We start from the raw sequence: 23626 nt of genomic DNA, 5'->3' as shown, positions 1-23626 counted from the left end.
ACCGACACACTCCACGTCTTGGGTTGTTATACGCGGATGTTTCGGATAGGAAACTCACTATCTTGCGGTGACCCAAAGGATCAGCGCATCCTCTTCACTCACCGAAACCAGCATGTGTCCCATGTTCGCGTCGTAATACACACTGTCCCCTTCCACCAGATGTACCGGCTCATAAAATTCGCTGTAGAACATCACTTCGCCTTCAAGGATCAGCAGAAACTCTTCACCATCGTGACGCACCCAATCGCTGTACTCTTCAAACGCTCTGGCACGCACGCGGCTTTTGAACGGCATCATCTTTTTGTTAGAAAGCTGGGTTGCCAGCAATTCATGTTCATAGGTTTGGGTTGGGTGCGGCTTTCCTGCTTCTTTACGGGTAATATCACGCCGCCCCGTGGCAACAATTTTCTTTGGTGGTTCAAAGAGTTGCGGCATATCAATCTGCAAACCATGCGCCAATTTTTGCATAGCCTGGAAGGTTGGCGAGATCTGCTCGTTTTCGATTTTGCTCAGTGTAGAGCGAGCGAGTCCGGTGCGCTGGCTCGCCTCTTCAAGCGTGATGCCTAATCGCGTGCGAATGTCTTTGATCCGCTGACCCAGCTTGAGTGGCTCGATGCCTTGCTCGCCCGATTCGCGCGCCAAAGTGATGGATGGGTACTCATCATAAATGTCTTCTGACATGCTTTCCCTCTGGTTATAAAACTTCCTGTCTACCAAGCATTGTGGCATGAAGCGATTTGTTGATTAAAGAGTACACAAAGAAATAAAAGTACTTTTGCTAAGCAGATCAGAAACCGTGTTTCCTATAGGAAATTTTTGATTGATTGTTCTGTAAGCAAAGAGTATGTTACCGACTTGTTAGATGAAGAGATGCAATCACTCGCGGCTCTTAGCTGATTTTTCAGTTTATCACCGCGAGTTTTCGACCCTACGCATTGGGGTTATACCCAAACTACTTGAAATTGCAGCAAGGCGGCAAGTGAGTGAATCCCCATGAACATAGATAGACTATGTGATTGGGGTGAAAGAATGCAGCCAACACCGCTGCAGATTCAAGTAGGAAGGGGATAGATTGCCAAGGTTTAGGGCAATCAAAATTAGGAATGACTCAGCCGATCGCGATGAGTATTGCGATCAGAAAAAGGAGCGATAACCCCATCTTAGTGCGGTTATCAGATTGGAAGGCCATCTACAATGAATGCAAATCTAAACAAAGCTTATCCTAACGTTAGCCTTGAGAACTTCTTCTCTACCCCACTGGCGGCGACCAACGATGCGGTATTTGCCGCCATTCAAGCTGAATACACCCGCCAAAATGAACAGATTGAACTGATTGCCTCTGAAAACATCGTCTCTAAAGCAGTTATGCAGACGCAAGGCACTTGCCTGACCAACAAATACGCCGAAGGTTATCCGGGTCGTCGTTACTACGGCGGTTGTGAGCATGTTGACAGCGTTGAGCAAATTGCTATCGAACGCGCCAAAATGCTTTTTCAGTGTCAATACGCAAACGTTCAACCACACTCAGGCGCTCAAGCTAATGGCGCTGTGATGCTTGCTCTGCTGCAACCGGGCGATACCATTATGGGTATGTCGCTGGATGCAGGCGGTCACCTCACCCATGGTGCGCGCCCAGCTCTTTCAGGTAAATGGTTCAATGCGGTGCAATACGGTGTGGATCGTCAAACTCTCGAAATTAACTACGATTCTGTTCGTGCACTGGCGTTAGAGCACAAACCAAAAATGATCATCGCAGGCGGCAGTGCCATTCCACGCGTGATTGATTTTTCTAAATTCCGCGCAATTGCTGACGAAGTTGGCGCGCTGTTGATGGTCGATATGGCGCACATTGCTGGTCTGGTAGCAACTGGCGCACATCCAAGCCCGCTGCCGCATGCCCATGTCGTCACCACGACAACACACAAAACTCTACGTGGCCCACGCGGCGGCATGATTTTGACCAACCACGAAGAGATCAACAAAAAGATTAATTCTGCAGTGTTCCCCGGTTTACAAGGTGGCCCACTGATGCACGTGATTGCAGCTAAAGCAGTGGCATTTGGTGAAGCGCTCGGCCCTGAATTCCGTACTTATATTGATTCGGTGATCGATAACGCAAAAGTGCTGGCTGAAGTGTTGCAAACTCGCGGGTGTGACATTGTGACTGGCGGAACGGATACGCATCTCATGTTGGTCGATCTTAGACCTAAAGGTTTGAAAGGCAACCAAGTTGAACAAGCCTTAGAGCGTGCCGGGATCACGTGTAACAAAAACGGCATCCCATTTGACGAAGAGAAGCCTATGATTACATCGGGCATTCGTTTAGGTACGCCTGCCGGAACCAGCCGTGGTTTCGGTCGTGAAGAATTCAAACTCATCGGTGAGTGGATTGGGGATGTTCTGGATGGTTTGGTGGCCAGCCCAGAAGGCAACCCAGACGTTGAGCAACAAGTGCGTAAACAAGTGAAAGCACTGTGCCAACGCTTTCCGCTCTATCAATAGCTTTTTATCAGTACGATATTTTTTGGAGAATACGCAATGGACAAGACACTGAAGTTCACAGAAAGCCATGAATGGGTTCGCGACAACGGTGACGGTACAGTAACCATCGGCATCTCTGAGCACGCCCAAGAAATGCTCGGTGACGTAGTGTTTGTAGAGTTACCTGAAATCGATGCCGAAATTGATGCGGGTGACAGCTTTTCACTGGTTGAATCGGTGAAAGCCGCTTCTGACATCTATGCACCAGTGACCGGTGTCGTCATTGAGGTCAACGAAGATCTGCAAAACAGCCCAGAGCTGATTAATGAAGAGCCTTACGATGGCGGTTGGATCGTGAAAGTGAAAATGTCCGATCCTGATGAACTCAAAGATCTAAAAGACGCGGAAGAGTACCTAGCTTCAATCGAAGAAGACTAAACGCAATATGCATGAGAAAGCTGCCCTTCAGGGCGGCTTTTTTTCAAAGTCACTCACCGCAAATGAGTGATGTTTGATCGCCAAGTGAGTGGTGATTCCACCAAGGTTGTTCGCATGCTCACATGGAAAGAAGGTAAAGGACAATGACAGAATTACTTCACAGCCTAAGCACACAAAATGAGTTCGTTGCACGCCACAACGGGCCAGATAAACAAGAACAAGCCTCCATGCTTAAAACGGTGAATGCGGAAAGTTTGGATGCGCTGATCGCCCAAACCGTGCCTGCACAAATCCGTTTAGAAGCGCCAATGCAGCTCGCGCCCGCTCAAAGCGAAGCTGATATGCTGGCAACGATGAAATCATTCGCCAAACTTAACCAGCTTAAACGGACTTTCATCGGTCAGGGTTACTACAACACCTTCACACCGAACGTCATTTTACGTAACGTGATGGAAAACCCGGGCTGGTACACCGCTTACACCCCTTATCAGCCAGAAATTTCGCAAGGCCGTCTTGAATCGCTGCTTAACTATCAGCAGATGGTGATGGATTTAACCGCGATGGAGATTGCGAACGCGTCACTGCTGGATGAAGCGACAGCAGCGGCCGAAGCAATGGCACTGTGTCAACGCGCAGGTAAGAGCAAAAGCAACTTGTTCTTTGTTGCCGATGACGTGCATCCACAAACCATTGAAGTGGTGAAAACTCGCGCCGCATTCCTTGGCTTTGAGGTAAAAGTCGATTCGATTGACAACATCACCCAACAAGAAGCTTTTGGCGCACTGCTGCAATACCCAGGTACAACCGGTGAAGTGCGCGATCTGACTGACATCATCGCCAAAGCACAAGCCAACAAAACCTTAGTCACCGTGGCGACCGATTTACTCGCCAGCGTGCTGCTCAAACCTGCGGGTGAAATGGGCGCTGATGTGGTGATTGGTTCAGCGCAGCGCTTTGGTGTACCTATGGGTTACGGCGGTCCACACGCGGCTTTCATGGCAACACGTGATGCGCACAAACGCACCATGCCGGGACGTGTGATCGGTGTTTCGATTGATGCGAAAGGCAATCAAGCCTTACGTATGGCAATGCAAACCCGTGAGCAACACATTCGCCGTGAAAAAGCGACCTCCAACATCTGTACCGCACAAGCACTGCTGGCCAACATGGCTGCGTTTTATGCGGTGTACCATGGTCCACAAGGTCTGCGCACTATTGCGCGCCGCGCTCACCACCTCACCGCGATTCTTGCTGCTGGCTTAACCAAAGCGGGTTACGAACTGGCGCATCAGCATTTCTTTGATACGCTGGCGATCAATACAGGTGCAAAAACCGATGCTCTGTACCAAGCTGCGCAACAAGCGAACATCAACCTGCGTAAACTGCCTAATCAGCTTGGCGTGAGCTTTGATGAAACCACGACAGTGGCTGACGTTGAAGCGCTCTTTGCGATCTTTGGTATTAAAGAAGAGGTTCATGCACTTTCAAACCGTATTGCGACCAATGAGCTCGCCGCGATTCCAGAAAGTTGCCGTCGTCAAAGCGCGTTTTTGACTCACCCTGTGTTTAACACACACCACAGTGAAACTCAGATGCTGCGTTATATGAAGCATCTGGAAAACAAAGATTTCTCTCTGACTCACGGCATGATCCCGCTAGGCAGTTGCACCATGAAGCTCAACGCCACGGCGGAGATGATCCCTGTCACTTGGCCTGAATTTGGCGCACTGCATCCGTTTGTACCAAAAGCACAAGCAGCGGGCTATGCGGCATTGGCTGAAGACCTGAAGCGAAAACTGTGTGAGATTACTGGTTACGATGCTTTCTCATTGCAACCTAACTCAGGGGCTTCCGGTGAATATGCTGGTTTAGTGGCGATTCAGCGTTATCACCAAAGCCGTGGCGAAGGCCACCGCAATGTTTGCCTCATCCCAAGCTCTGCACACGGCACCAACCCAGCTACCGCGGCAATGGTGTCGATGAAAGTTGTGGTGGTGAAATGCGATGACAACGGCAACATTGATATGGTTGACCTTGCCGACAAGATTGAAAAGCACAAAGACCATCTTTCCAGCATCATGATCACCTACCCTTCAACGCATGGCGTGTATGAACAGCAAGTGCGAGAAGTGTGTGAAATGGTGCATGCAGCAGGTGGTCAAGTTTACCTTGATGGTGCGAACATGAACGCGCAAGTGGGGCTGACCTCGCCGGGCTTTATCGGCTCAGACGTATCACACCTGAACTTGCACAAAACCTTCTGTATTCCACACGGCGGCGGCGGCCCAGGCATGGGACCTATCGGTGTGAAATCGCACCTAGCGCCTTTCCTACCAGGACACATTGAAGGTGGCGTAGAGGGTTCCGATTTCGCGGTTTCCGCAGCCGATCTTGGCAGCGCATCCATTCTGCCGATCTCTTGGGCCTACATTGCGATGATGGGTGCAGAAGGTCTGGCTGAAGCCACCAAGCTGGCGATTTTGAATGCCAACTATGTGATGGAGCGTCTGCGTCCGCACTACCCGATCCTTTACCGTGGTGCGAATGGTCGAGTGGCGCACGAGTGCATCATCGATATCCGTCCTCTGAAAGAAGAAACTGGGATTAGCGAAGAAGATATTGCCAAACGCTTGATGGACTACGGCTTCCACGCGCCAACCATGTCATTCCCAGTCGCGGGCACCTTAATGGTTGAGCCAACAGAATCGGAAGATTTGGCGGAGCTGGATCGCTTCTGTGATGCATTGATTGCGATTCGTGGCGAGATCGACAAGGTGAAAAATGGCGAATGGCCATTGGAAAGCAACCCTCTGGTACATGCGCCACATACCCAAGCAGATCTGCGCGAAGAGAATTGGGATCGTCCATACTCACGTGAAATCGCCTGCTTCCCATCGGCGCACACCAAAGCCAGCAAATACTGGCCAACGGTGAATCGTGTCGATAACGTGTACGGTGACCGTAACCTCGTCTGTTCATGCCCAAGCATTGACAGTTATCAAGACTAATCGGTAATCTGTTTAGTAAAGGCGAGCCAGAGTGCTCGCCTTTTTCATAGCTTTTTTCGAGACGTCATCAAATCGCAGCAAAACAGACATCTTCTCGTCAAATCACAAAGTTAACGTTGACAGGCGGCAGTAAAGGATGACCAGCCACACGGCTTATCATCGCTGTTGTGAGACTTTTCTCGTCCCAATTTAACTTCTGTGAATTTAATTTCTGCGAAGATTTTGGCGTCCTCTTGGACGCCATTTTTTATGCCTGCTAAGCCTTGTATTTAGTCGGCTTGCAAGACAAGACGAGCATTATGCGGTTGTACGGGTCGATTATTGTGTCCCATCACGGCACTCAGCTGCTGCTCTTGTTGATTCGACAAATGTGCTGGCTCTTTTAACACAATCCAACGTACACCTTCACTGCAAGGCGGCGTAGTCAATGAGCCATTGAAACGATAGTAGTGCTTCGATTCTGGAATCCAATCAGCCAAAGGGATCCCTTGCGTGAGCTGAGTCGAATTCCCTTTGATCGGCATATCCGCCGTGAGATCCTTAAGCAGCGGATTTTCCGACCCCACTTGGTACATCACCGCAACAACCGCCAGATTGCCTTGCTCATCGGCATGAACAAAATGCGCTTCCAGTGGGAATTGTTTTCCTTTTAGCAAATTTTCAGAAGGGGTATGAAAATGAAACTGCTTAAGCTGAAACGTTTTGCCATCGATCTGCAGTGGGTTATTACCACTGACTATCGCTTGTAAAGTGTGCCCGTTATTGAGCAGCCCAACCACTTGCCCTTGATAATTGAGCGTGAAAGGCTGTAGATCCGCTTCAACGCTTTGCGCGACATCAATCGGGCTTTGATTTTTACCCTCTGCGCAAAGTGGGGCAACTTTGCCCCAATGCTCCGGAGCATGCTCTCCTTCATACCCCCATTCGGAAGCCTGTACGCCGAAGCTCATACTGGCTGCCATCGCTAATACCCACGTTGTCTTTTTCATAGTCCCTCACTTAACTGGTTGATTGAAGCATGGTTTAGGTTTGACATGATGCAGAATAGTATTGGCAGACAAAATGAATATGTTCGGAATATAAGATTCTAGAAACTCATCACGGCCGAATGTAATCGACAACTTACTCAAATAAGATTGACTGGCACTCACTCAAAAACTCTTTACAATATCGCCTCCTGTTATGACCCAAAGAAGAGTAATGCCATGGAGCGTGACTACACTTATCAATGCCTGCGTGCAATGGATAAACAAGAGCTAACCGAATTCAGTTTGCGCATTTTGCACCGTTTGATCAGCGAAGAGACTTTACGCGAGTTGTACCGCTTTGATGATGATGAATTTGCAGGCGAAGAAAAAGCACACATGGCACATATTGATGCAATGGTGAAAATGCACGCGATCGCTTTAGGCCAGCTACCTGCGATGTTTGAAGGCTCAGATCAAGCGATGCAAAATACCCAGCGCATGACACGCCTTTTGATGTGGCACTTTTATGCCATTGCCTTTCATTTAGAGCAGAGTGTGGATTTAGAAACCCATTGTGCTGAAGTGGAAAAACTGATCGCGATCCAACCAGAACATGCTCTGGCATGGTCAACCGAGTTGACTGAGCTGCTGTATCGTTACGCTGAGCGTTAAGGTAAGCGTAACGATAATAACTTGAACATAGAGAGGGTTGCCGAATAAGGCTATTTAGCTAAGTGAGTATACTCAATAATGACTTGGTTGCCCTCTACATAAACACGTTTAATATCACCATCAACCGTCACTCGATTTTGTAGATGAACAAGCTTTTCACCAGAGCGAGTTTTGCGTTTTAGCGTAGGTAATACGTTGTGCGGCTCAACATGGAGGTGCTGGCAAAAACGACTGACGAAAGACATAGACAGCGGCGCATCACCACGCAATAGCTCGGAAAACTCCCCCTGACTCACACCAAGACGCTTAGTCATCTCCATCTGGGTCATGTGCATTTTGGCTTTCTTTGTCATCCAGACGTCGTACAGCGCCTTACGGTCTTCTTGGTTCAGTTCCATTTCTGCCTCTCCTCGTCGTTATTTCGAATGGCCGATACCATGCCAGAATTTTTAGAGCAACGTGTCAATCTGATGTGAGTTTGCGATGTGTGTTGATCATAGAACCACAAACTGAGATCAAAATCCCAGTTTGTAGTGAGCATACTATCGATAAGAATAAGCCATCGAACAACGCAATCAAAACCAGCCAGAGAAGAGCAGCTTGAACCAGTCAATTAGACGTTTAAAGATCCCGCCCTGTTCGACAGATTCTTGGCTGACCAATTTGGCCTCGCCAACCTTTGCATCATCGATATAGTAGAAAATCGAACCAACCACATCACCTTTAGCGATCGGCGCTTCGAGCGTTTTATCCAATTGGATTACAGCGTTGAGTTTTTTTACATCGTTGCGTGGCAGTGTCAAGTAGACAGTTTCGGCACTGCCTAACGCTACTTCGTTTTTATCCCCATACCAGAGACGCTGTTTTTGAATCACAGCTTCTTTTTGATGTGGTGTGACTGTCTCAAAAAAACGGAAACCATAACTCAGCAAGTTTTTACTTTCTGCTTCTCGAATTTTGACACTTTTAGATCCCATCACCACCGAAATAAGGCGCATCTCACCACTGGTTGCCGAGCTGGCTAAACTGTATCCAGCGCCACTGGTGTAACCCGTTTTCATGCCATCAACATTCATACTGCGATCGCGCAGCAGACCATTACGGTTGTGCTGAGTGATGCCGTTATAGGTAAACGAAAGCTCACTGTACAGCGGATAGATTTCTGGCAGATCGCGAATAATCGCACGGCCAAGTAGCGCAATGTCGTAAGGTGTGCTGTACAACGCAGGATTATCCAACCCATGCGGGTTAGCAAACGAGCTATTGTTCATTCCCAATTGCTGCGCCCACGAGTTCATTAAACTCACAAACGCCCCTTCTGATCCAGCGACATGCTCGGCAATCGCCACACTGGCATCATTCCCTGACTGCACGATTAGACCGCGATAAAGGTCCATCAAATTGACGTAACTACCTACCTCAATGAACATTTTTGATGAATCGGGGAATTTCTTTGCCCATGCGTTGTTGCTGATCCGCACTTGATCATCCGCATGGATATTGCCGCGTTTCATCTCTTGTCCTGCGACATATGAGGTCATAAGTTTGGTTAAGCTGGCCGGATTGAGTTTTTGATGTGCGTTGTGTTCGACCAGAACTTTACCTGTATGGAAATCAATTAGAACATAGCCGTTAGCAGCCAACTGTGGTGGCTCGGGCACGACTGTCAAAGCGGAAAAACCTAACGTTGGCACAAATGCCATACAACCCATTGAAAACCTGACGAGAAACTTGGTGCTGGTCATAACGTGTCCCCCAATAAAATACCAAGCAAGCAGTATAACCAACTGCGACTTTAGCACAGCTTCTCTTTACTAACTCTTACAGTTGAAGGTCAAGTACTTACATTGTGTTACAGATCTCAACCGACTAGCGCACCACAACTAGTCGGTCGGTCATGAAGAGTGCCTATCTGAGACTCATTTCTGTAAAGAAAGCATCCAAATGAGTGCGCATGGTATGCGGGTTCATCAATACCACTTTTTCTCCCGGCAGATGCAAGCAGTTACCTTCAGGGTCATAATGAGTACGCGTTAGTGATTCAACCCAGTTACTGTTTAAGGTTTGCCCCTTGCGCGCAAGAAAGTGGCTACGATGATACAGAGTATGAGTCACCATCTTCTCGACATAGTCTGGATGTTGACTGAGGTCCATCTCTAGAGCGAAAGCTTCACGAGCTGATTTGACACTTGGAGGGTAGAGACGAAATGCCACGCTCGGACCATGATTTTGTTCTGCGATCAATTTGCAATGTGGAAGTGTCGCCAACTGCGCGCGCAGATAACTGGCGTTTTGTAAACCATGCGCGAGGATGGTTTGATAGCCATCAATCCCCATCATTTGCAATGCTGAATAGGCGGCAAACACCCCAACCGCACTGCGTGAACATTCTATCGTGGCTTGTAAATGCGTTTCTTGTTGCCGCGCGGTTTCAAAATAGGAGAAATAGCTGGGATCAGATTTGAGTGCCTGTAAATCATGCCTATTTTTTATCATCACCAAACTGGAGGTGTAGGGTACATAACCCCATTTCTGGAAATCCACGGTAAACGAATCCGCCCACTGCAGCGCGCGAATTTTAGGTAGCCATTCGGTGATGGCCGATAAGGTCGCAGCGTTAATCGCCAACGGGTTACGCTGTAAATCGTAACTTGTGAAAAACAGTAAGCTCCACCCTACCGCGGCATCAACATGGATATGTGGTTTACGACGCACTCCATATTGATGGCAGAGCGATTCACGGATGTCATAGACCGCTTTGATATCATCCAGCGCAAACGTATCGGTCGTACCAAACGTGAGCATGATGGTTGGCACAACCTGCTCCTGCTCAAAGCAGCGACTGAGCTGGCGATGCAGATCAATCAAGTCAATTTCGTTATTGTCGTTGACTCGGACACGGATCACCTGTGATTGCACACTGATCCCGAGCAGCGCCAAATTTGTCATGTTCGAGTAGTGTCCCGCCTCAGAATTCAGCATCCGCAAGGAATCTGTCGAAATACCTTGAGAAATAGAATTGGGTAATGCTTTGCGCAGCCCAAGCAGGTATCCATATAAATTACAAAATGTCCCCCCTTGGGTAAAAATCCCGGTCGCCAGCTCGGTAGAATAGCCCGCCAGTGAAGCAATTTGCCGTACCACCAACTTTTCTAACTCCGCCGCCATACCCGAATATTCGCCATACACTAGATTGGGATTGGCAATCATCGCCAGTAATGCGCCGTGAATTGCGGGATCACTCGGCGTTGAAATCACATTTTCGACTGAGCGAGGATCATCCCAATTTTTCGAATGCTGCGCGGCATAAAGAGCCACTTCATCAAATGGCTTGCCTTGGTAACGTGAAAAAGGGGGCACTTCCTCTCGGGTAGTCAGTTGTTTAAACAGATGATGATCGTAAACGGGTGACTCTCGACGCGACTGCAAAAGCGGTTGGATTTCCAACGAACGATACAGCGGCCACAATGCCGGATCGCGGGAAAAAAACTTCGCTTTTACGGCGAAGTAATGTTGCTCGAAACGCGGATTGAGCTGGTTGGCAGGTAGCGCCAACCAGCGATCAGATAGAGTATGAGTCATGATTGAACACCTTAATTAACGCAGTTTAAATTTGCCTACTAGCTGTTCTAATTCATGATTGGAGTGAGAAAGCGATTCTGTCGCGCCCACGGTCTGTCTTCCGCTGACCACAAGAGATTCCACGATCTCACGGATTGAGAGCATGTTACGGCTAAGCTCTGCGGCCACCGTACTTTGCTGCTCTGTCGCCGCCGCAATTTGTGTGCTGAGATCATCAATGTCGCTCACCGATGCGCTCATCATATTCAGGCTGCCTGAAACTTCAGAGGTTTTATCCGCCGTCGTTTGACATTGCTGCTTAGTACGCTCCATTGCACCCACGACGCTGTCGGTACCTTCCAACAATTTCGTCAACATATCGGAGATTTCTGTGGTGCTGTTTTGAGTTCTTGCCGCCAAGGCACGCACCTCATCGGCCACCACCGCAAAACCACGACCTTGTTCTCCCGCTCGCGCCGCTTCAATAGCCGCGTTTAAAGCCAGCAGGTTCGTTTGTTCTGAGATTGCGCCAATTACACTTAACACTTCGCTGATTTTGTTTGCATCGCGATTCATGTTAGAGATGCTTTCTGACATATTTTCCACATCGTTGACCAAAGAAGTCACCGTAGATACGGCATTATTCACAATCACCAAAGATTGCTGCGCTTCTTTGCTCGCCGCTTCCGTGATCTGATTTGATTGCGTGACGCTTTCTGCAACCGTGCGCGCACTCTCACTCATTTGCGTGATCGCAGTGACCACCTGATCGGTTTCGGAAGAGTGCGAAATCAGCATCTGTTCGTTCTCTTTCGCCGTCTGGCTTAACTGCTCAATACTGCTTGAGATGATCTGAGTTGCATCGGAAATCTGAAGCATCATGTTTTGTAAATTACCTGAAAAGCGGTTGAAGCCCTCACTGATCTGCGCCAAGTCATCGTTACCATTCACTTCTAGGCGGCGAGTTAGATCGCCGTTGCCTTGGGCTAAATCCAGAACAGCAACTTTCAAACGTAGCAAAGGTTTATAGATTTGATTGATGAGAACGATGATCACCCCAACACTGATCCCAATAAGCACTACCCCCGTCGTGATCGCATTCGCCACAGCGACATCGACATCCGCTAAAGCGGTGGCTTGATCAACAAACACCATCAAGGTCCAGTACATATCATTGGTTAAATTGACGCGTTTGTAGTAACCATCAAATTCAATCCCTAGATAAGGGAAGGAAAGATGCCCGCTCTCTTGACGGTGAAACCCAGCTTCCATTTCGCGAAACGATGGGCTGACTTGGGAAGGGGTGCGGCCAATATCGTTGGGATCATCACTAGCAAAAAACACCGCATTTTTATCGGTCAGCGTCGCTGCGCCTCCGGCAAAACGCATATTACTCACTTGAGTGATGATATCATCAAGCTGGAAGTCACCCAGCAAAGCGCCCACAAATTGGCCTTGATGAAGAATCGGGCTCACTGCACTGATCACTTTTTTTCCTGTGACTTGATCTTGATAAATCTCAGTCAAAAATGGGCTACGACGACTTTTGGCCTGTTGATACCAGTCACGGTCGGTAAATTTAAACCGCTCTGTCGTCACTCCCCCCTCTTTATCCATCGACATGTAAGAACGGCCATCTTCATAGGCTGCAATCACATTGGTAATTTGCGCGGCTTCAGCCAGTAGTCGTACTTTATTGAGGTTATCGGTATCCGATAACTCTGGAGTAAATAACTTAGCGCCACGTGATACAGCCTCGTAACGGCTTTTCACCCAAAACTCAAGTTCTGAGACGTGATAGTTGAGCTTGTTTTGCGTTTCGGTCGTTAATGATTTAATCATCTCTCGTTTCAGAGAGAGCATATTAATCGTACCTAACACCATCAGCGATATGGTCACCAAAATGACCACACTGGCGTATATTCTTCCTTTGAATCCTAGAGTCATGACTCCCCCTGCCGTTTTCATGCATGTGATTGCGGTTCCTCTTCAGGTGGGGTCGAGTCTTAGAGTAATAGAATGAAATGACACGAGAGCCACCTAGCCAACCTTTAAAAATTGGTGCATAGATTCAAGATATGCAAGCTCTATCACAGAAATATCCAGCGCTTTGAAGGTCAAATTCAAATTAAAACCATGAATATCAATAAGATTATCATTCGTGAATTTTATGCGATGAGGACGTCGGTCAGCTTTAGCAATTCTCTTTCGAGGCCTTTTCCTAACTTCTTAAGGTTAAGGGATTAGCATTACTTTTTTATCACTGGTTCCATTCTTCAGCATCATTTTAATCTCTAAAAATAGAGCACTTGTTTAGATTCCGTTATTAAAGCATTGGTAATTGTTGATAGTACTCGAGAACGGATTCCTACATGTTGCCAGTACAAAGGCGCATATAATGCGGTATTTGGGGCTAGATCGATTAACTGCCCGGTTTCAAGCTTATCACCTAAAAAACCCTCCAAAGTTACACACCAGCCCATTTCCAATAATGCCGCTTCAACAATTCCTGTTGCACTAGGCAGATAATGGACATGTCTAGGCAGAACCTCCTGTCCAGTGATGGTTCTAATAAATCGACGTTGTAAAAAGTCTTTGTGATCATAATCAATCATTGGCGCATTTTGGAATGCTTCTACATTTAGACCATGGCGAAAATAGCGTTCAAATAAAGCAGGTGTAGCTACAGCAACGTAACGCATTTTTCCTAATTCATGCACCACACAACCTTGCAATGGTCTTGCCTCACAAGTTAACGCACCAATAACATGTCCGTTTTTGAGATACTCCAAAGTAAAGTCTTCATTGTCTACACGAATATCAAACTGATAATTATATGTTCGACAAAGCGGAGCTAAAGCTTTAAGTAGCCATGTTGACAAAGAGTCTTCATTCACTGCGATCGAGAATGTACTCGAATGAATATTGCTACGTGCATCAGGTAACAAATCTGCTGTCACCTCAGATTCAAGTAATGCCATCTGCTGAACTCGACTCAGTAATTGCTCCCCTGATGGAGTCGGTTTACAAGGAAACTGCCTAACAACTAACAGCTGCCCCATTTTATCTTCTAATTGCTTTATACGCTGTGAAATTGCCGAAGGTGTGACTGATAGTCTCTTAGCCGCTCGGTCAAAACTGCCTTCTTCAATAACCGCAATAAAAGCGACGACTTGAGGAGATAACAAACTCATAAGCAAACCATTTAAATTATCTAAAGTTAGGTTAGATTATATCAATTTTCTTAATTGGACATACTTCTTATACTCAACCACGAAGAAATAAATCCATAGGAGAATGTATGTTTAGTGCTTCAACAATTACGGGATTTACAACCAGTGCTGGATTATTGGTTTGTATTGGGTCACAAAATGCGTTTGTACTCAAACAAGGACTCTTACGCAATCATCTCTTTACAATAGCAACTATTTGTATAGTGAGTGACATTGTACTGATTTGTGCTGGAGTGGCAGGTATCGATAAGCTAATCAAGTATTGGCCTGACTTAATAGAGATTATTCGTTACGGTGGAGCGGCTTTCTTAGCTTTGGCATCTTTCACCTCAGCTAAACAGGCATGGTATGGCAATAGTCTATTAAAGCCTGCAGGCGATGATCACATGCAACTCAAAAAGGTTGTACTCGCTTGTCTAGGTTTTACTTGGCTCAATCCGTATGTCTATATTGATACTGTTTTTATGATTGGAAGTTTATCAATACCGTATTCTGGAATTGATAAATGGCAATTTGCGATTGGAGCTTCTTTGGCTAGCGTTTTATGGTTTACTGCCATCATTTATGGTTCGAGATTTTTGTTACCTCTTTTCCGAAGCGCACGGGCATGGCGCATTTTGGATGCCCTAATCGCACTGACTATGGTTTATCTGATGTTGATGTTGTTGAAAGCTCCACTTGTATAGCTCGCTTTTTAGTGACGAAGTATTATCACTTAGGCACTACTTACTTTTTATACCTAGTGCGTCATCCTCCAAAAAATAATACATAAAGAGATATTACTGATTACATTTTTCTGAATCTAATCGTCATCGGATAGAGTTTTCCAAAATAAGGCGTTAGCCGATTGAACTCTGCTAACGCCTTAAATTATGAAAGCATTCTGTTGTTATGCTGAAGGATTACGCTTCATCCATATCGCAATCGGTACAACTTTGCAGCGCGATTTCGTGTTCAAACACAATTGCGCCATTGCCTTCTGCCACCAGTTCTGCGATTTCATCCGCGACTTCTTGCTCATCTTCCGCTTCTACTTGATTTGCCAGTTCTTCTTCTGAGTAACCGTAGAAGTTCAGCAATAAGTAATCGCGCGCTTCTTCTTTAGTACAAGTCACGTTTACGGAAAGATCTGGCTCAACGTTGTCTTGTGCAATCAGCTCTGCCACTTGTGCTAATACATCCTCTTTCATCGCCGCCGTTAACCAGCCTAAATCCGTACTAACGGTGGTTTTTTTACAGTCAAAACAAGGCAGTTGATGAAAGTAATATTGAAAATTGGTCATAGGTCATGTCTTCTTTCAGAGTAAGTAGCAAGATTATGCGCGATTTCTCGCAAATTACTATCTCAATAGTTATGGAACGGTAGGAGCAGATATACCCAAACGGCTTGGAGTTACAAGTAGGCGCAAAGGAAAATGTAAAAACAGACTTTGCTGCCAACTTCCCTCCTATTTCCTATTTGTTGACACCCAAATTACAAATCTTGTGATGAAGCGGCTACTATTGGCATGAACCCAATTCTAAGTATTTAAATCATGACGTTGCTGCTGACTCACCGCTGGTTAAGCCTCTTACTGTGTAGCTTATGGGCAGTGCCCGCACTGGCCAATATTGACCTGCCTGAAACTCAGCGCTGGTCGATTTTTTATCGCGCAGCACTTGAGCAGCAAAGCGCACCACTGGTGGCGAGCCAAACCCTCAATCAATACCCGTTTGCGCTACTCAGCAGTCACAGTCAATATCCTGATTTTACTCAATATACCTGGCAAGACATCGCAGATTTAGCCACCACTGGCACAGCGACAGTTTGAAGTTTTCGAATGTCAAAGCCGTGCGTGATTTGCGTGCCATGCTGTTTAACACTCCGGCGATGGTGCATTTAAGCCGCGATGAAACGCGTAAAAACTCCGCGCGTATCGAGCAGCTCAAGCACTATCAACAAGGGTTTTTGCCCTTGCATGAGCAGTTGTGGGATAAAGCCTTGGTCGATTTTCGCTGGCTGGATAAGCAAGGCCAAGTGCAGCAAACGCGCTATAGTGATGGCTCGATTCTCAGTGCGAATTTTAGCGCGCAGCCGTTTAAGCTCGCAGGAGGAGAAGTGATCGCGCCACACAGCCTATTGGCTCAATTGGCGAATGGGCAACCCCATCAATGGCAACCTAAATAAAAATCACACGAATAACAATCAAACGAATAACCATCGCGAGCGAAAACCTCACGATTGGGCAGTTCAATCAAGGCTGTGACCTTATGGGTTCACAGCCTTGTGGTGAGGCAATGAAAAGCAAGCTAGCTTAATGGGTTATGCGGCTTGGCATCATACCTTGTTACCTTTACCTAAATTTACTCAGACAAACTGTTCACAATCTAAGCTAATCGCGCATAATAACCATACCCTTATGAAACTTGTGGAAATAGATTATGGATAACACAAAAACCTATTCGAAAACCTCGATTGCTCTGCACTGGATAGTTGGTCTGGCCTTTATTGGCGTATTTATAGTCGGAGCCTATCTATCCGACTTACCGCGTGGGCCAGAAAAAATGGAACTGGTGGCGCTGCATAAATCATTTGGCGTGCTGATCTTGCTGCTCGCGCTCGCGCGGGTCTTTTGGCGAATCAAAGAAGGGGCGATTCCGCCGGCCTCTGTGATGCCAGCTTGGCAGGAAAAAGTCGCGAAAGCGGTTCATGGTTTATTGTTGCTCGCCACACTGGCGATGCCACTTTCTGGGATCGCGATGAATATCGGCGCAGGGCGTGCACTGGAAGTGTTTGGTTATACGCTGGTTGCGGCAGGTGAAAAAGTGGTTTGGTTGCAAGAGCTTGGCGCAGCCGTTCACAAAACTGCGCCTCCCATCATTATTGCTATCGTGCTGCTGCACATCGCGGCGGTGCTTAAGCATCAACTGATTGATAAAGATGCCACTATGGCTCGTATGTTAGGCCGTGGTTAATATCCTAGCCTCTCATGTTGTCCATCGTACCTAGCGGAAATTATTAGGTGCAGGCATAGAAAAAGCCACCAACGCATGGTGGCTTTTTATCATTCATCCTTACAAAAAGGCTTTATAAGGCAGTTCTGGCTCATTTTTGAAGATATCTTGGAAGCCACGGAAATGCTGGTAATGCATGCGTCCTTTATCGGTAGGGTAGGTATATTTACCGCCAACTTGCCAGAAGAACGGCGCAAATTGGTACTGTAAGCGATCTTTTTTCATATTCCACAGCACTTCGATTTCACGCGGATCATTTTGGAAGTTCGCCCAAATATCGTGGTGGAATGGCATGACGACTTGGCAATCGAGCGATTCTGCAGCGCGCAATACATCCGAAGAGGTCATTTTATCGGTCACTCCGCGTGGGTTCTCACCGTAAGACAGCAGCGCCACATCAATCTGGTAATCGTTTCCGTGTTTCGCATAGTAGTTTGAGTAGTGTGAATCACCGGAGTGGTACACAGAGCCACCCGAGGTTTCGATCAAGTAGTTGACGGCTCGCTCATCCATACCATCCAAAATCGCTTTGTCGTAAGACGATACGCCTTTCGGTAGTGTCACTAACGCCGTGCGGTCGAACGAATCCAGCACGCGAATCTTAACATCGCCGATTTCAAGTACATCACCGACTTTTGCCACAATGCAGCGCTCCTGCGGTACACCCCATCCTAGCCACAAATCAACACAGGCTTGTGGGCCAATGAATTTTACGTGCTCGCCGCAGTTTTGCAGCACCGCTGCAGCAACGTTAACGTCAATGTGGTCAGCGTGATCGTGTGAAGCCAGTACCGCATCAATCTCTTTAATCGCAAACGGATCGAGTGGGAAAATCGAGGTACGCAAGTTCGGTTGCAACGCTTCCACACCACCCATACGCATCATCTGATGCTGGGTATTCATCAAGCGGTTTTTCTGCGTTTTTTTACCGGTTCCGCACCAAAAATCGATGGAAAGGTTGGTGTTGCCAGCACTCTTTAACCAAATCCCCGTACAACCTAGCCACCACATCGAAAAGGTATTTGGCTCCACAACCGTTTGCTCAATCTCTTCATTTAGCCAAGTTCCCCACTCAGGGAACGTACTCAAAATCCAGGATTCGCGAGTGATTTCATTCACTTTACTCATAACAACACCTCTTGTTTCACAACGTTAAGATAAATTTTGGATGTAGGGAGCCAAGCGCCGAAATCCTGAGGATTGGCACTGGCCAGTTGGGTTAGTTTTTTAATTTGGTAAAAGTGAGTGAAACGCTACACTAAAATCACTTGCGTCCCTTGCGCTTCAATGGCTTTCACCACTTCAGCATTCGCATTTTTACCGGTGATGACGATGTCAATTTTGCTGGTAGGGCAAAACAGCATGCCGGTACGCTGCCCGACTTTTGAACTGTCCACCACTACAACTAGCTTATCGATCTGCTCTAGCATCTGCTGTTCAGCAACCGCTGTGAGCATATCGGTTTTATACAATCCCGCTTCGGTTAGCCCTTTGCCAGAGGTAAACATCCAGTTTCCAGCATAACCGCCAAGAGAATCTGGCGCGGGGTTGAGGAAAATGCTTTGCGCTCGATTGTATTGTCCGCCAATGATGATCACATCATCGTGATCTTCATTGATCAGATAGCTCGCCAACGGAAAATAGTTGGTCACAATCTGCACGTTTTCGCCACACAACTGCTGGCCCAGCAAAAAAGCGGTCGAACCACAGTTGATCACCACACTATCGCCTGGTTGGCAGAGTTCAGCCGCTTTCAAGGCAATCAGCGATTTCTCTTCATAATGCTCTGTGCTGTTGATATTGAGCGGTGACCATTTTCTTTTTTGATTTTCAATCCGCTCTGCCCCATTACGCACTTTGCGCAGTTTACCTAGCTCATCAAGCTTGGCGATATCGCGCCGCGCCGTGGCTGGAGAGACATTAAAGCGCTCAATAATGTGTGAAACGTTAATCGCTTGATTCTCTTCAAGCAGAGACAAAATACCGTTATGTCGTTGGACTTCATTCATACCATCACCTAACTGAGAAAAAACTCACCGAATGTCGACTTAGTGATTATTTGGTGATTAATCTTGATTGGTTTTGATTCTATTAATCATCGTAAATCTTGTCAAACTTTCTGTACATAGAAATCATACATTTATCACAATTAAATCTAAGCTATTGATTTTTAATCAAATAATAAAATACAGGGTGATCTACCTATCATTTATGTGGTTTTCTTTTGGGCAAAATTGATAAAAATCAAAATAATCACAAATGAGCATTGAATGATTACTTTTGATTGTTAAAGTCTATTCCGTGAGCAAAAGGAGCGATTTTACGCACCACCAAAAATCACTCTTCCTACATCAAAACAACTAAGGGTAGAGATATGGAGTTCTTGTACGACGTTTTCTATATTTTTTACAGCCAAGTAATGACCAAAGCCCCTTTGCTGCTAGGGCTAGTCACCTTAATCGGCTATTGGCTGCTAAGACGCGATGCGACAACCATCATTAAAGGTTCAATCAAAACCATTGTCGGTTTTATGCTGGTACAAGTGGGCGCAGGCACACTGGTCGCTGGCTTTAAACCTGTGATTGAAAAGCTGTCGCAATACCACGGTTTAACCGGATCAGTGATTGACCCCTACACCTCGATGATGGCCACCATGGAAACCATGGGCGATAACTATTCATGGGTCGGGTACGCCGTGCTGCTGGCGCTGGCGATCAACATTCTGTTGGTGCTGTTTCGCCGCTACACCGGCATTCGTACCATCATGCTGACTGGACACATCATGTTCCAGCAAGCGGGGTTGATTGCGGTGTTCTACTTTGTGCTCGGCGCGGGCATGTGGGAAACCATCATTTATTCGGCGGTATTGATGGCGCTCTACTGGGGCATCTCTGCCAATATCATGTTTAAACCGACCGAAGAAGTTACTGGCGGCGCGGGTTTCTCCATCGGCCACCAACAGCAAGTGGCTTCATGGATCGCCACAAAAATCGCTCCCAAACTGGGGGATAAAAAAGACAGTGTTGATCACCTGCAACTGCCTAAATGGCTACATATTTTCCACGACAGCATCGCTGCCACCGCGATTGTAATGACGATATTCTTCGGCATCATTCTGCTCTCTTTCGGTCTGGATAATCTGCAAGAGATGGCGGGCTCCACCCACTGGACTCTCTACATCCTCGAAACGGGTCTTAAGTTTGCCGTCGCGATCCAAGTGATTGTGGCCGGCGTGCGTATGTTTGTCGCCGAGCTGTCCGAAGCGTTCAAAGGCATCTCCGAGCGCGTTATTCCTAATGCTGTGCTCGCGATTGACTGTGCGGCGATCTACGCCTTCTCCCCCAATGCCATGGTGTTTGGCTTTATGTGGGGCGCACTCGGCCAGTTTGCAGCAGTCTTAGCCATGCTGGCGTTTAATGCGCCAATCATGATCATCCCCGGCTTCATTCCTATGTTCTTCTCCAACGCAACGATTGGCGTCTTTGCGAACCATTTCGGCGGTTGGAAAGCGGTGATGAAGATCTGTTTTGTGATGGGCATTATCGAAGTGCTCGGCTCTGCATGGGCAATTCACCTCTTCACCCAACAAGGCACCGAATTCAGTGGCTGGATGGGCATGGCCGACTGGGCACTGGTCTTCCCACCGATTATGCAAGGTTTGTCCGCCTCGAAACTTTTCTTCTTCGTACTGGTTGCCCTGGCGTTAGTCTACATGTTCTTTGCCTCCAAACAGTTACGCGCCGAAGAAGATGCACAAGGTAGCATCACGGTCAGTGACGAGCCGGAAGTGATTGAAGCGGTTGAACAAGCTCTGCAAGCTGCGCAAGGCACTCGTCCAGTGAGCATTCTGGCAGTGTGCGGTAACGGCCAAGGTTCATCGATGATGATGAAGATGAAAATCGGCAAGTATCTGGAACAAAAAGGCATTCCACACGTGATGGATTCTTGCGCGGTGTCTGATTACAAATCCAAACTCGCGACGACCGACATCATTGTCTCCTCGAAACACCTCTCAGCCGAGATGGAACCGGGCGAAGGCAAGTTTGTGCTCGGGGTGCAGAACATGCTCAACCCGAATTCCTTTGGCAATGAACTGCTCGACATTATCCATAACCATTTTGTGAAAATTCGCTAGCTCGACAGGCGGTGGGCAGTCGCACCTCTCTGGTTGCCTACCGCCCCCTACGACAATAAGAAGCTGGTTTGATCAGCTCTACTCTGGAGATAGAACCATGGGACTCAAACAATCCTTAATCGAAAACAACTCAATCCAACTGCAAGCCAAAGCCAATAACTGGCGTGAAGCGATCAAAATTGGCACCGATATGTTGATTGCCTCAGGCGCAATCACGCCAGCTTATCACGAGGCGATCATCGCCAGCGTCGAGCAGCTCGGTCCCTACATCTGCATCGCTCCTAATCTTGCCCTGCCCCATGCGCGCCCCGAAAACGGCGTGTTGAGAACCGCTTTTGCGCTGGTGACCTTACAAGAGCCGATCTATTTCGAAGGCGAAGATGAGCCGGTGGATGTACTGATTACCTTAGCCGGCAGTTCCTCCGATGAGCATATGGAAGGACTGATGGAAGTGACGCAAGTGCTGGATGATGAAAACAGCGACACCGGAGTGGATCTGGATAAGCTGCGCCGCTGCCGCGATAAACAGCAAGTGTATGCGGTGATTGACCAAGCACTCTCGCAACAAGCTTCTGCCCAACAAGAATTAGCGCACATCGCGTAGGAGGGAGTATGTACAGCGAACTGAAACAGCGCGTATTCAACGCCAATCTCAAATTGCCCAAATACGGCTTAGTGACTTTTACTTGGGGCAATGTGTCGGAAATTGACCGCGAACGCGGCGTACTGGCGATTAAACCGAGCGGCGTCGAATACGATGCGATGTGCGCCGAAGATATGGTGATTGTCGACCTCACGGGCAAAGTGGTGGAAGGCAAATTAAATCCATCGAGTGATACTGCAACCCATATTGAACTCTACCGCGCCTTTCCCGACGTCGGCGGCGTAGTGCATACCCATTCGCGCAGCGCCACGATTTGGGCTCAAGCGGGCATTGATATTCCCGCGCTCGGGACAACCCATGCTGATTACTTTTACGGCGACATTCCCTGCACGCGTAAGCTTTCGCACAGCGAAATTGCTGGTGAGTATGAAAAAAACACCGGCCTAGTGATCGTCGAAGAGTTTCGTCATCGTCATATCGATCCGATGGCGGTACCGAGTGTGATTGTGGCCGGACACGCGCCTTTCTCTTGGGGCAAAAATGCCGAAGATGCGGTGCACAACGCCGTGGTGCTGGAAGAGATCTCCGCAATGGCACTCGCCACTCGCTCGCTCAATAGCGGCATCAAAATTCAGCCCGAATTGTCCGATAAACACTACCTGCGCAAACACGGCGCGAACGCTTACTACGGCCAGAGGTAATCGCTATGTATAAAGTGCTCGCCTTGGATCTTGATGGCACTGTGCTCAGTGACGATCACACCATCCATCCACAAGTCAAAGACGCGATTCGCTCGGCTCAGCAGCATTGCCATGTGCTGATCGTCACGGGCCGTCACCACACCGCTGCGCGCCCTTACTACGATGAACTGGGTCTGACCACGCCCATCATCTGTTGCAACGGCACGTATGTGTATGACTACGCAAGCGAAACGGTGCTGGAGCACAATGCGATCGATAAGCAAGATGCGCTGACCTTTATCGATCTGGCCCAAGAGTTTCAGCTCAAGCTGGTGATGTACATCAAAGATGCAATGACTTACTCGCAGCGCAGCCCCATCGCGTACATGCAAGCATTGGAAAAATGGGCGCAAGCGGCCTCTCTCACTCATCCGCCGCAAATTTATGCGATTGACTCCTTTCACCAAACTGCGCGCGACTCTGAGTTTGTGTGGAAATTTGTCGTCGAAGGTTTACCAAGCTCGGTTGAGCGACTCCTAGAGCATCCTTGGGTCAACGCCCATTTTAATGGCGAGCGCTCTTGGTCCAACCGCATTGATTTTGCCGCCAAAGGCAACAGCAAAGGTCTGCGCCTTGCGCAATACGTCGCTCAGCTCGGCTACGCCGCCAACCATGTGATGGCGATTGGCGATAACCACAATGACATCTCCATGCTGCGCTATGCGGGCCATGGCGTAGCGATGGCCAATGCCGATGACACCGTGAAATCTTACGCGCGCAGCCTTTGCTCAACCGATAACAACCACGCTGGGCTTGCCCAACTGATACGTGAACATATTCAAGGATAAACAG

Annotated in this window: 20 protein-coding genes and 2 pseudogenes; 12 read left to right on the top strand and 10 right to left on the bottom strand. The window is 47.7% G+C overall.

Annotated features, from left to right (window positions below; all coding sequences use genetic code 11):
- Positions 1–57: 57 nt before the first annotated feature.
- Complete coding sequence (locus tag R4537_RS01405; RefSeq protein ID WP_001287801.1) at positions 58–681, bottom strand: helix-turn-helix domain-containing protein; 624 nt, start codon at positions 679–681, stop codon at positions 58–60.
- 513 nt (positions 682–1194) lie between these two features.
- Between R4537_RS01405 and R4537_RS01400 the strand changes: the two genes are divergently transcribed.
- The 3 genes from R4537_RS01400 (at position 1195) to gcvP (ending at position 5927) form a co-directional block, all read left to right on the top strand.
- Positions 1195–2502, top strand: a complete 1308-nt coding sequence (locus R4537_RS01400; protein WP_071178666.1) for a serine hydroxymethyltransferase — start codon at positions 1195–1197, stop codon at positions 2500–2502.
- 36 nt (positions 2503–2538) lie between these two features.
- A complete protein-coding gene (gene gcvH, locus R4537_RS01395; RefSeq protein ID WP_000361811.1) occupies positions 2539–2919 on the top strand; it encodes a glycine cleavage system protein GcvH in 381 nt (126 codons plus the stop codon).
- Positions 2920–3062: 143 nt separating this feature from the next.
- Positions 3063–5927 carry an aminomethyl-transferring glycine dehydrogenase gene (gcvP, locus tag R4537_RS01390; protein ID WP_071178665.1) on the top strand — a complete coding sequence of 955 codons (2865 nt, stop codon included), beginning with the start codon at positions 3063–3065 and terminating at the stop codon, positions 5925–5927.
- Positions 5928–6196: 269 nt separating this feature from the next.
- Here the strand turns inward: gcvP and R4537_RS01385 are convergent, their stop codons facing one another.
- On the bottom strand, positions 6197–6916 hold the full coding sequence (locus R4537_RS01385) for a carbonic anhydrase (RefSeq protein WP_071178664.1): 720 nt from the start codon (positions 6914–6916) through the stop codon (positions 6197–6199).
- Positions 6917–7132: 216 nt separating this feature from the next.
- On the opposite strand from R4537_RS01385, the gene R4537_RS01380 reads away from it, so the two are divergent.
- On the top strand, positions 7133–7567 hold the full coding sequence (locus tag R4537_RS01380; RefSeq protein ID WP_071178663.1) for an exoribonuclease R: 435 nt from the start codon (positions 7133–7135) through the stop codon (positions 7565–7567).
- A gap of 50 nt (positions 7568–7617) precedes the next feature.
- Here the strand turns inward: R4537_RS01380 and R4537_RS01375 are convergent, their stop codons facing one another.
- The 5 genes from R4537_RS01375 to R4537_RS01355 all read right to left on the bottom strand — a co-directional run bounded on the left by R4537_RS01375 (position 7618) and on the right by R4537_RS01355 (position 14322).
- A complete protein-coding gene (locus R4537_RS01375) occupies positions 7618–7965 on the bottom strand; it encodes a helix-turn-helix domain-containing protein (RefSeq protein WP_000422463.1) in 348 nt (115 codons plus the stop codon).
- Between the two features lie 177 nt (positions 7966–8142).
- Positions 8143–9279, bottom strand: coding sequence for a D-alanyl-D-alanine carboxypeptidase family protein (locus R4537_RS01370; protein WP_071178662.1), 1137 nt, complete (start codon positions 9277–9279; stop codon positions 8143–8145).
- A 196-nt stretch (positions 9280–9475) separates the two neighbouring features.
- On the bottom strand, positions 9476–11149 hold the full coding sequence (locus R4537_RS01365) for a pyridoxal phosphate-dependent decarboxylase family protein (protein ID WP_071178661.1): 1674 nt from the start codon (positions 11147–11149) through the stop codon (positions 9476–9478).
- Positions 11150–11164: 15 nt separating this feature from the next.
- A complete protein-coding gene (locus R4537_RS01360; protein ID WP_071178673.1) occupies positions 11165–13075 on the bottom strand; it encodes a methyl-accepting chemotaxis protein in 1911 nt (636 codons plus the stop codon).
- Between the two features lie 347 nt (positions 13076–13422).
- Complete coding sequence (locus R4537_RS01355; protein ID WP_000055353.1) at positions 13423–14322, bottom strand: LysR family transcriptional regulator ArgP; 900 nt, start codon at positions 14320–14322, stop codon at positions 13423–13425.
- Positions 14323–14429: 107 nt separating this feature from the next.
- On the opposite strand from R4537_RS01355, the gene R4537_RS01350 reads away from it, so the two are divergent.
- Complete coding sequence (locus R4537_RS01350) at positions 14430–15047, top strand: LysE/ArgO family amino acid transporter (RefSeq protein ID WP_000490471.1); 618 nt, start codon at positions 14430–14432, stop codon at positions 15045–15047.
- Between the two features lie 216 nt (positions 15048–15263).
- Here R4537_RS01350 and R4537_RS01345 read toward each other — a convergent pair whose 3' ends face one another.
- Positions 15264–15644: a hypothetical protein gene (locus R4537_RS01345; RefSeq protein WP_000181106.1), complete on the bottom strand. Its 381-nt coding sequence runs from the start codon at positions 15642–15644 to the stop codon at positions 15264–15266.
- Positions 15645–15896: 252 nt separating this feature from the next.
- Between R4537_RS01345 and R4537_RS01340 the strand changes: the two are divergent.
- The 3 genes and pseudogenes from R4537_RS01340 to R4537_RS01330 all read left to right on the top strand — a co-directional run.
- Positions 15897–16154, top strand: a pseudogene (locus R4537_RS01340) (DUF3404 domain-containing protein); the annotation flags it as partial.
- A pseudogene (locus tag R4537_RS01335) lies at positions 16145–16528 on the top strand (glycoside hydrolase); the annotation flags it as partial. The pseudogenes R4537_RS01340 and R4537_RS01335, both read left to right, overlap by 10 nt.
- A 254-nt stretch (positions 16529–16782) precedes the next feature.
- Positions 16783–17316: a cytochrome b gene (locus R4537_RS01330; RefSeq protein ID WP_071178659.1), complete on the top strand. Its 534-nt coding sequence runs from the start codon at positions 16783–16785 to the stop codon at positions 17314–17316.
- Between the two features lie 99 nt (positions 17317–17415).
- Here R4537_RS01330 and ulaG read toward each other — a convergent pair whose 3' ends face one another.
- Positions 17416–18483, bottom strand: a complete 1068-nt coding sequence (gene ulaG / locus R4537_RS01325; RefSeq protein ID WP_071178658.1) for an L-ascorbate 6-phosphate lactonase — start codon at positions 18481–18483, stop codon at positions 17416–17418.
- A gap of 125 nt (positions 18484–18608) precedes the next feature.
- Positions 18609–19364, bottom strand: a complete 756-nt coding sequence (gene ulaR, locus R4537_RS01320; protein WP_001006791.1) for an HTH-type transcriptional regulator UlaR — start codon at positions 19362–19364, stop codon at positions 18609–18611.
- Positions 19365–19729: 365 nt separating this feature from the next.
- Between ulaR and R4537_RS01315 the strand changes: the two genes are divergently transcribed.
- The 4 genes from R4537_RS01315 to R4537_RS01300 all read left to right on the top strand — a co-directional run bounded on the left by R4537_RS01315 (position 19730) and on the right by R4537_RS01300 (position 23622).
- Positions 19730–21490, top strand: coding sequence for a PTS ascorbate-specific subunit IIBC (locus R4537_RS01315; protein WP_071178657.1), 1761 nt, complete (start codon positions 19730–19732; stop codon positions 21488–21490).
- Between the two features lie 97 nt (positions 21491–21587).
- Entirely contained in the window at positions 21588–22094 is a 507-nt protein-coding gene (locus R4537_RS01310) for a PTS sugar transporter subunit IIA (RefSeq protein WP_001897404.1), read from the top strand.
- Between the two features lie 8 nt (positions 22095–22102).
- Positions 22103–22795, top strand: coding sequence for an L-ribulose-5-phosphate 4-epimerase (locus R4537_RS01305; RefSeq protein WP_000286768.1), 693 nt, complete (start codon positions 22103–22105; stop codon positions 22793–22795).
- Positions 22796–22800: 5 nt separating this feature from the next.
- A complete protein-coding gene (locus tag R4537_RS01300; RefSeq protein WP_071178656.1) occupies positions 22801–23622 on the top strand; it encodes a Cof-type HAD-IIB family hydrolase in 822 nt (273 codons plus the stop codon).
- The last annotated feature ends 4 nt before the right edge of the window (positions 23623–23626 follow it).

It is taken from the genome of Vibrio paracholerae (assembly GCF_037672085.1).
Taxonomy (GTDB): domain Bacteria; phylum Pseudomonadota; class Gammaproteobacteria; order Enterobacterales; family Vibrionaceae; genus Vibrio; species Vibrio cholerae.
This window is presented reverse-complemented; position numbering and strand designations above follow the sequence as displayed.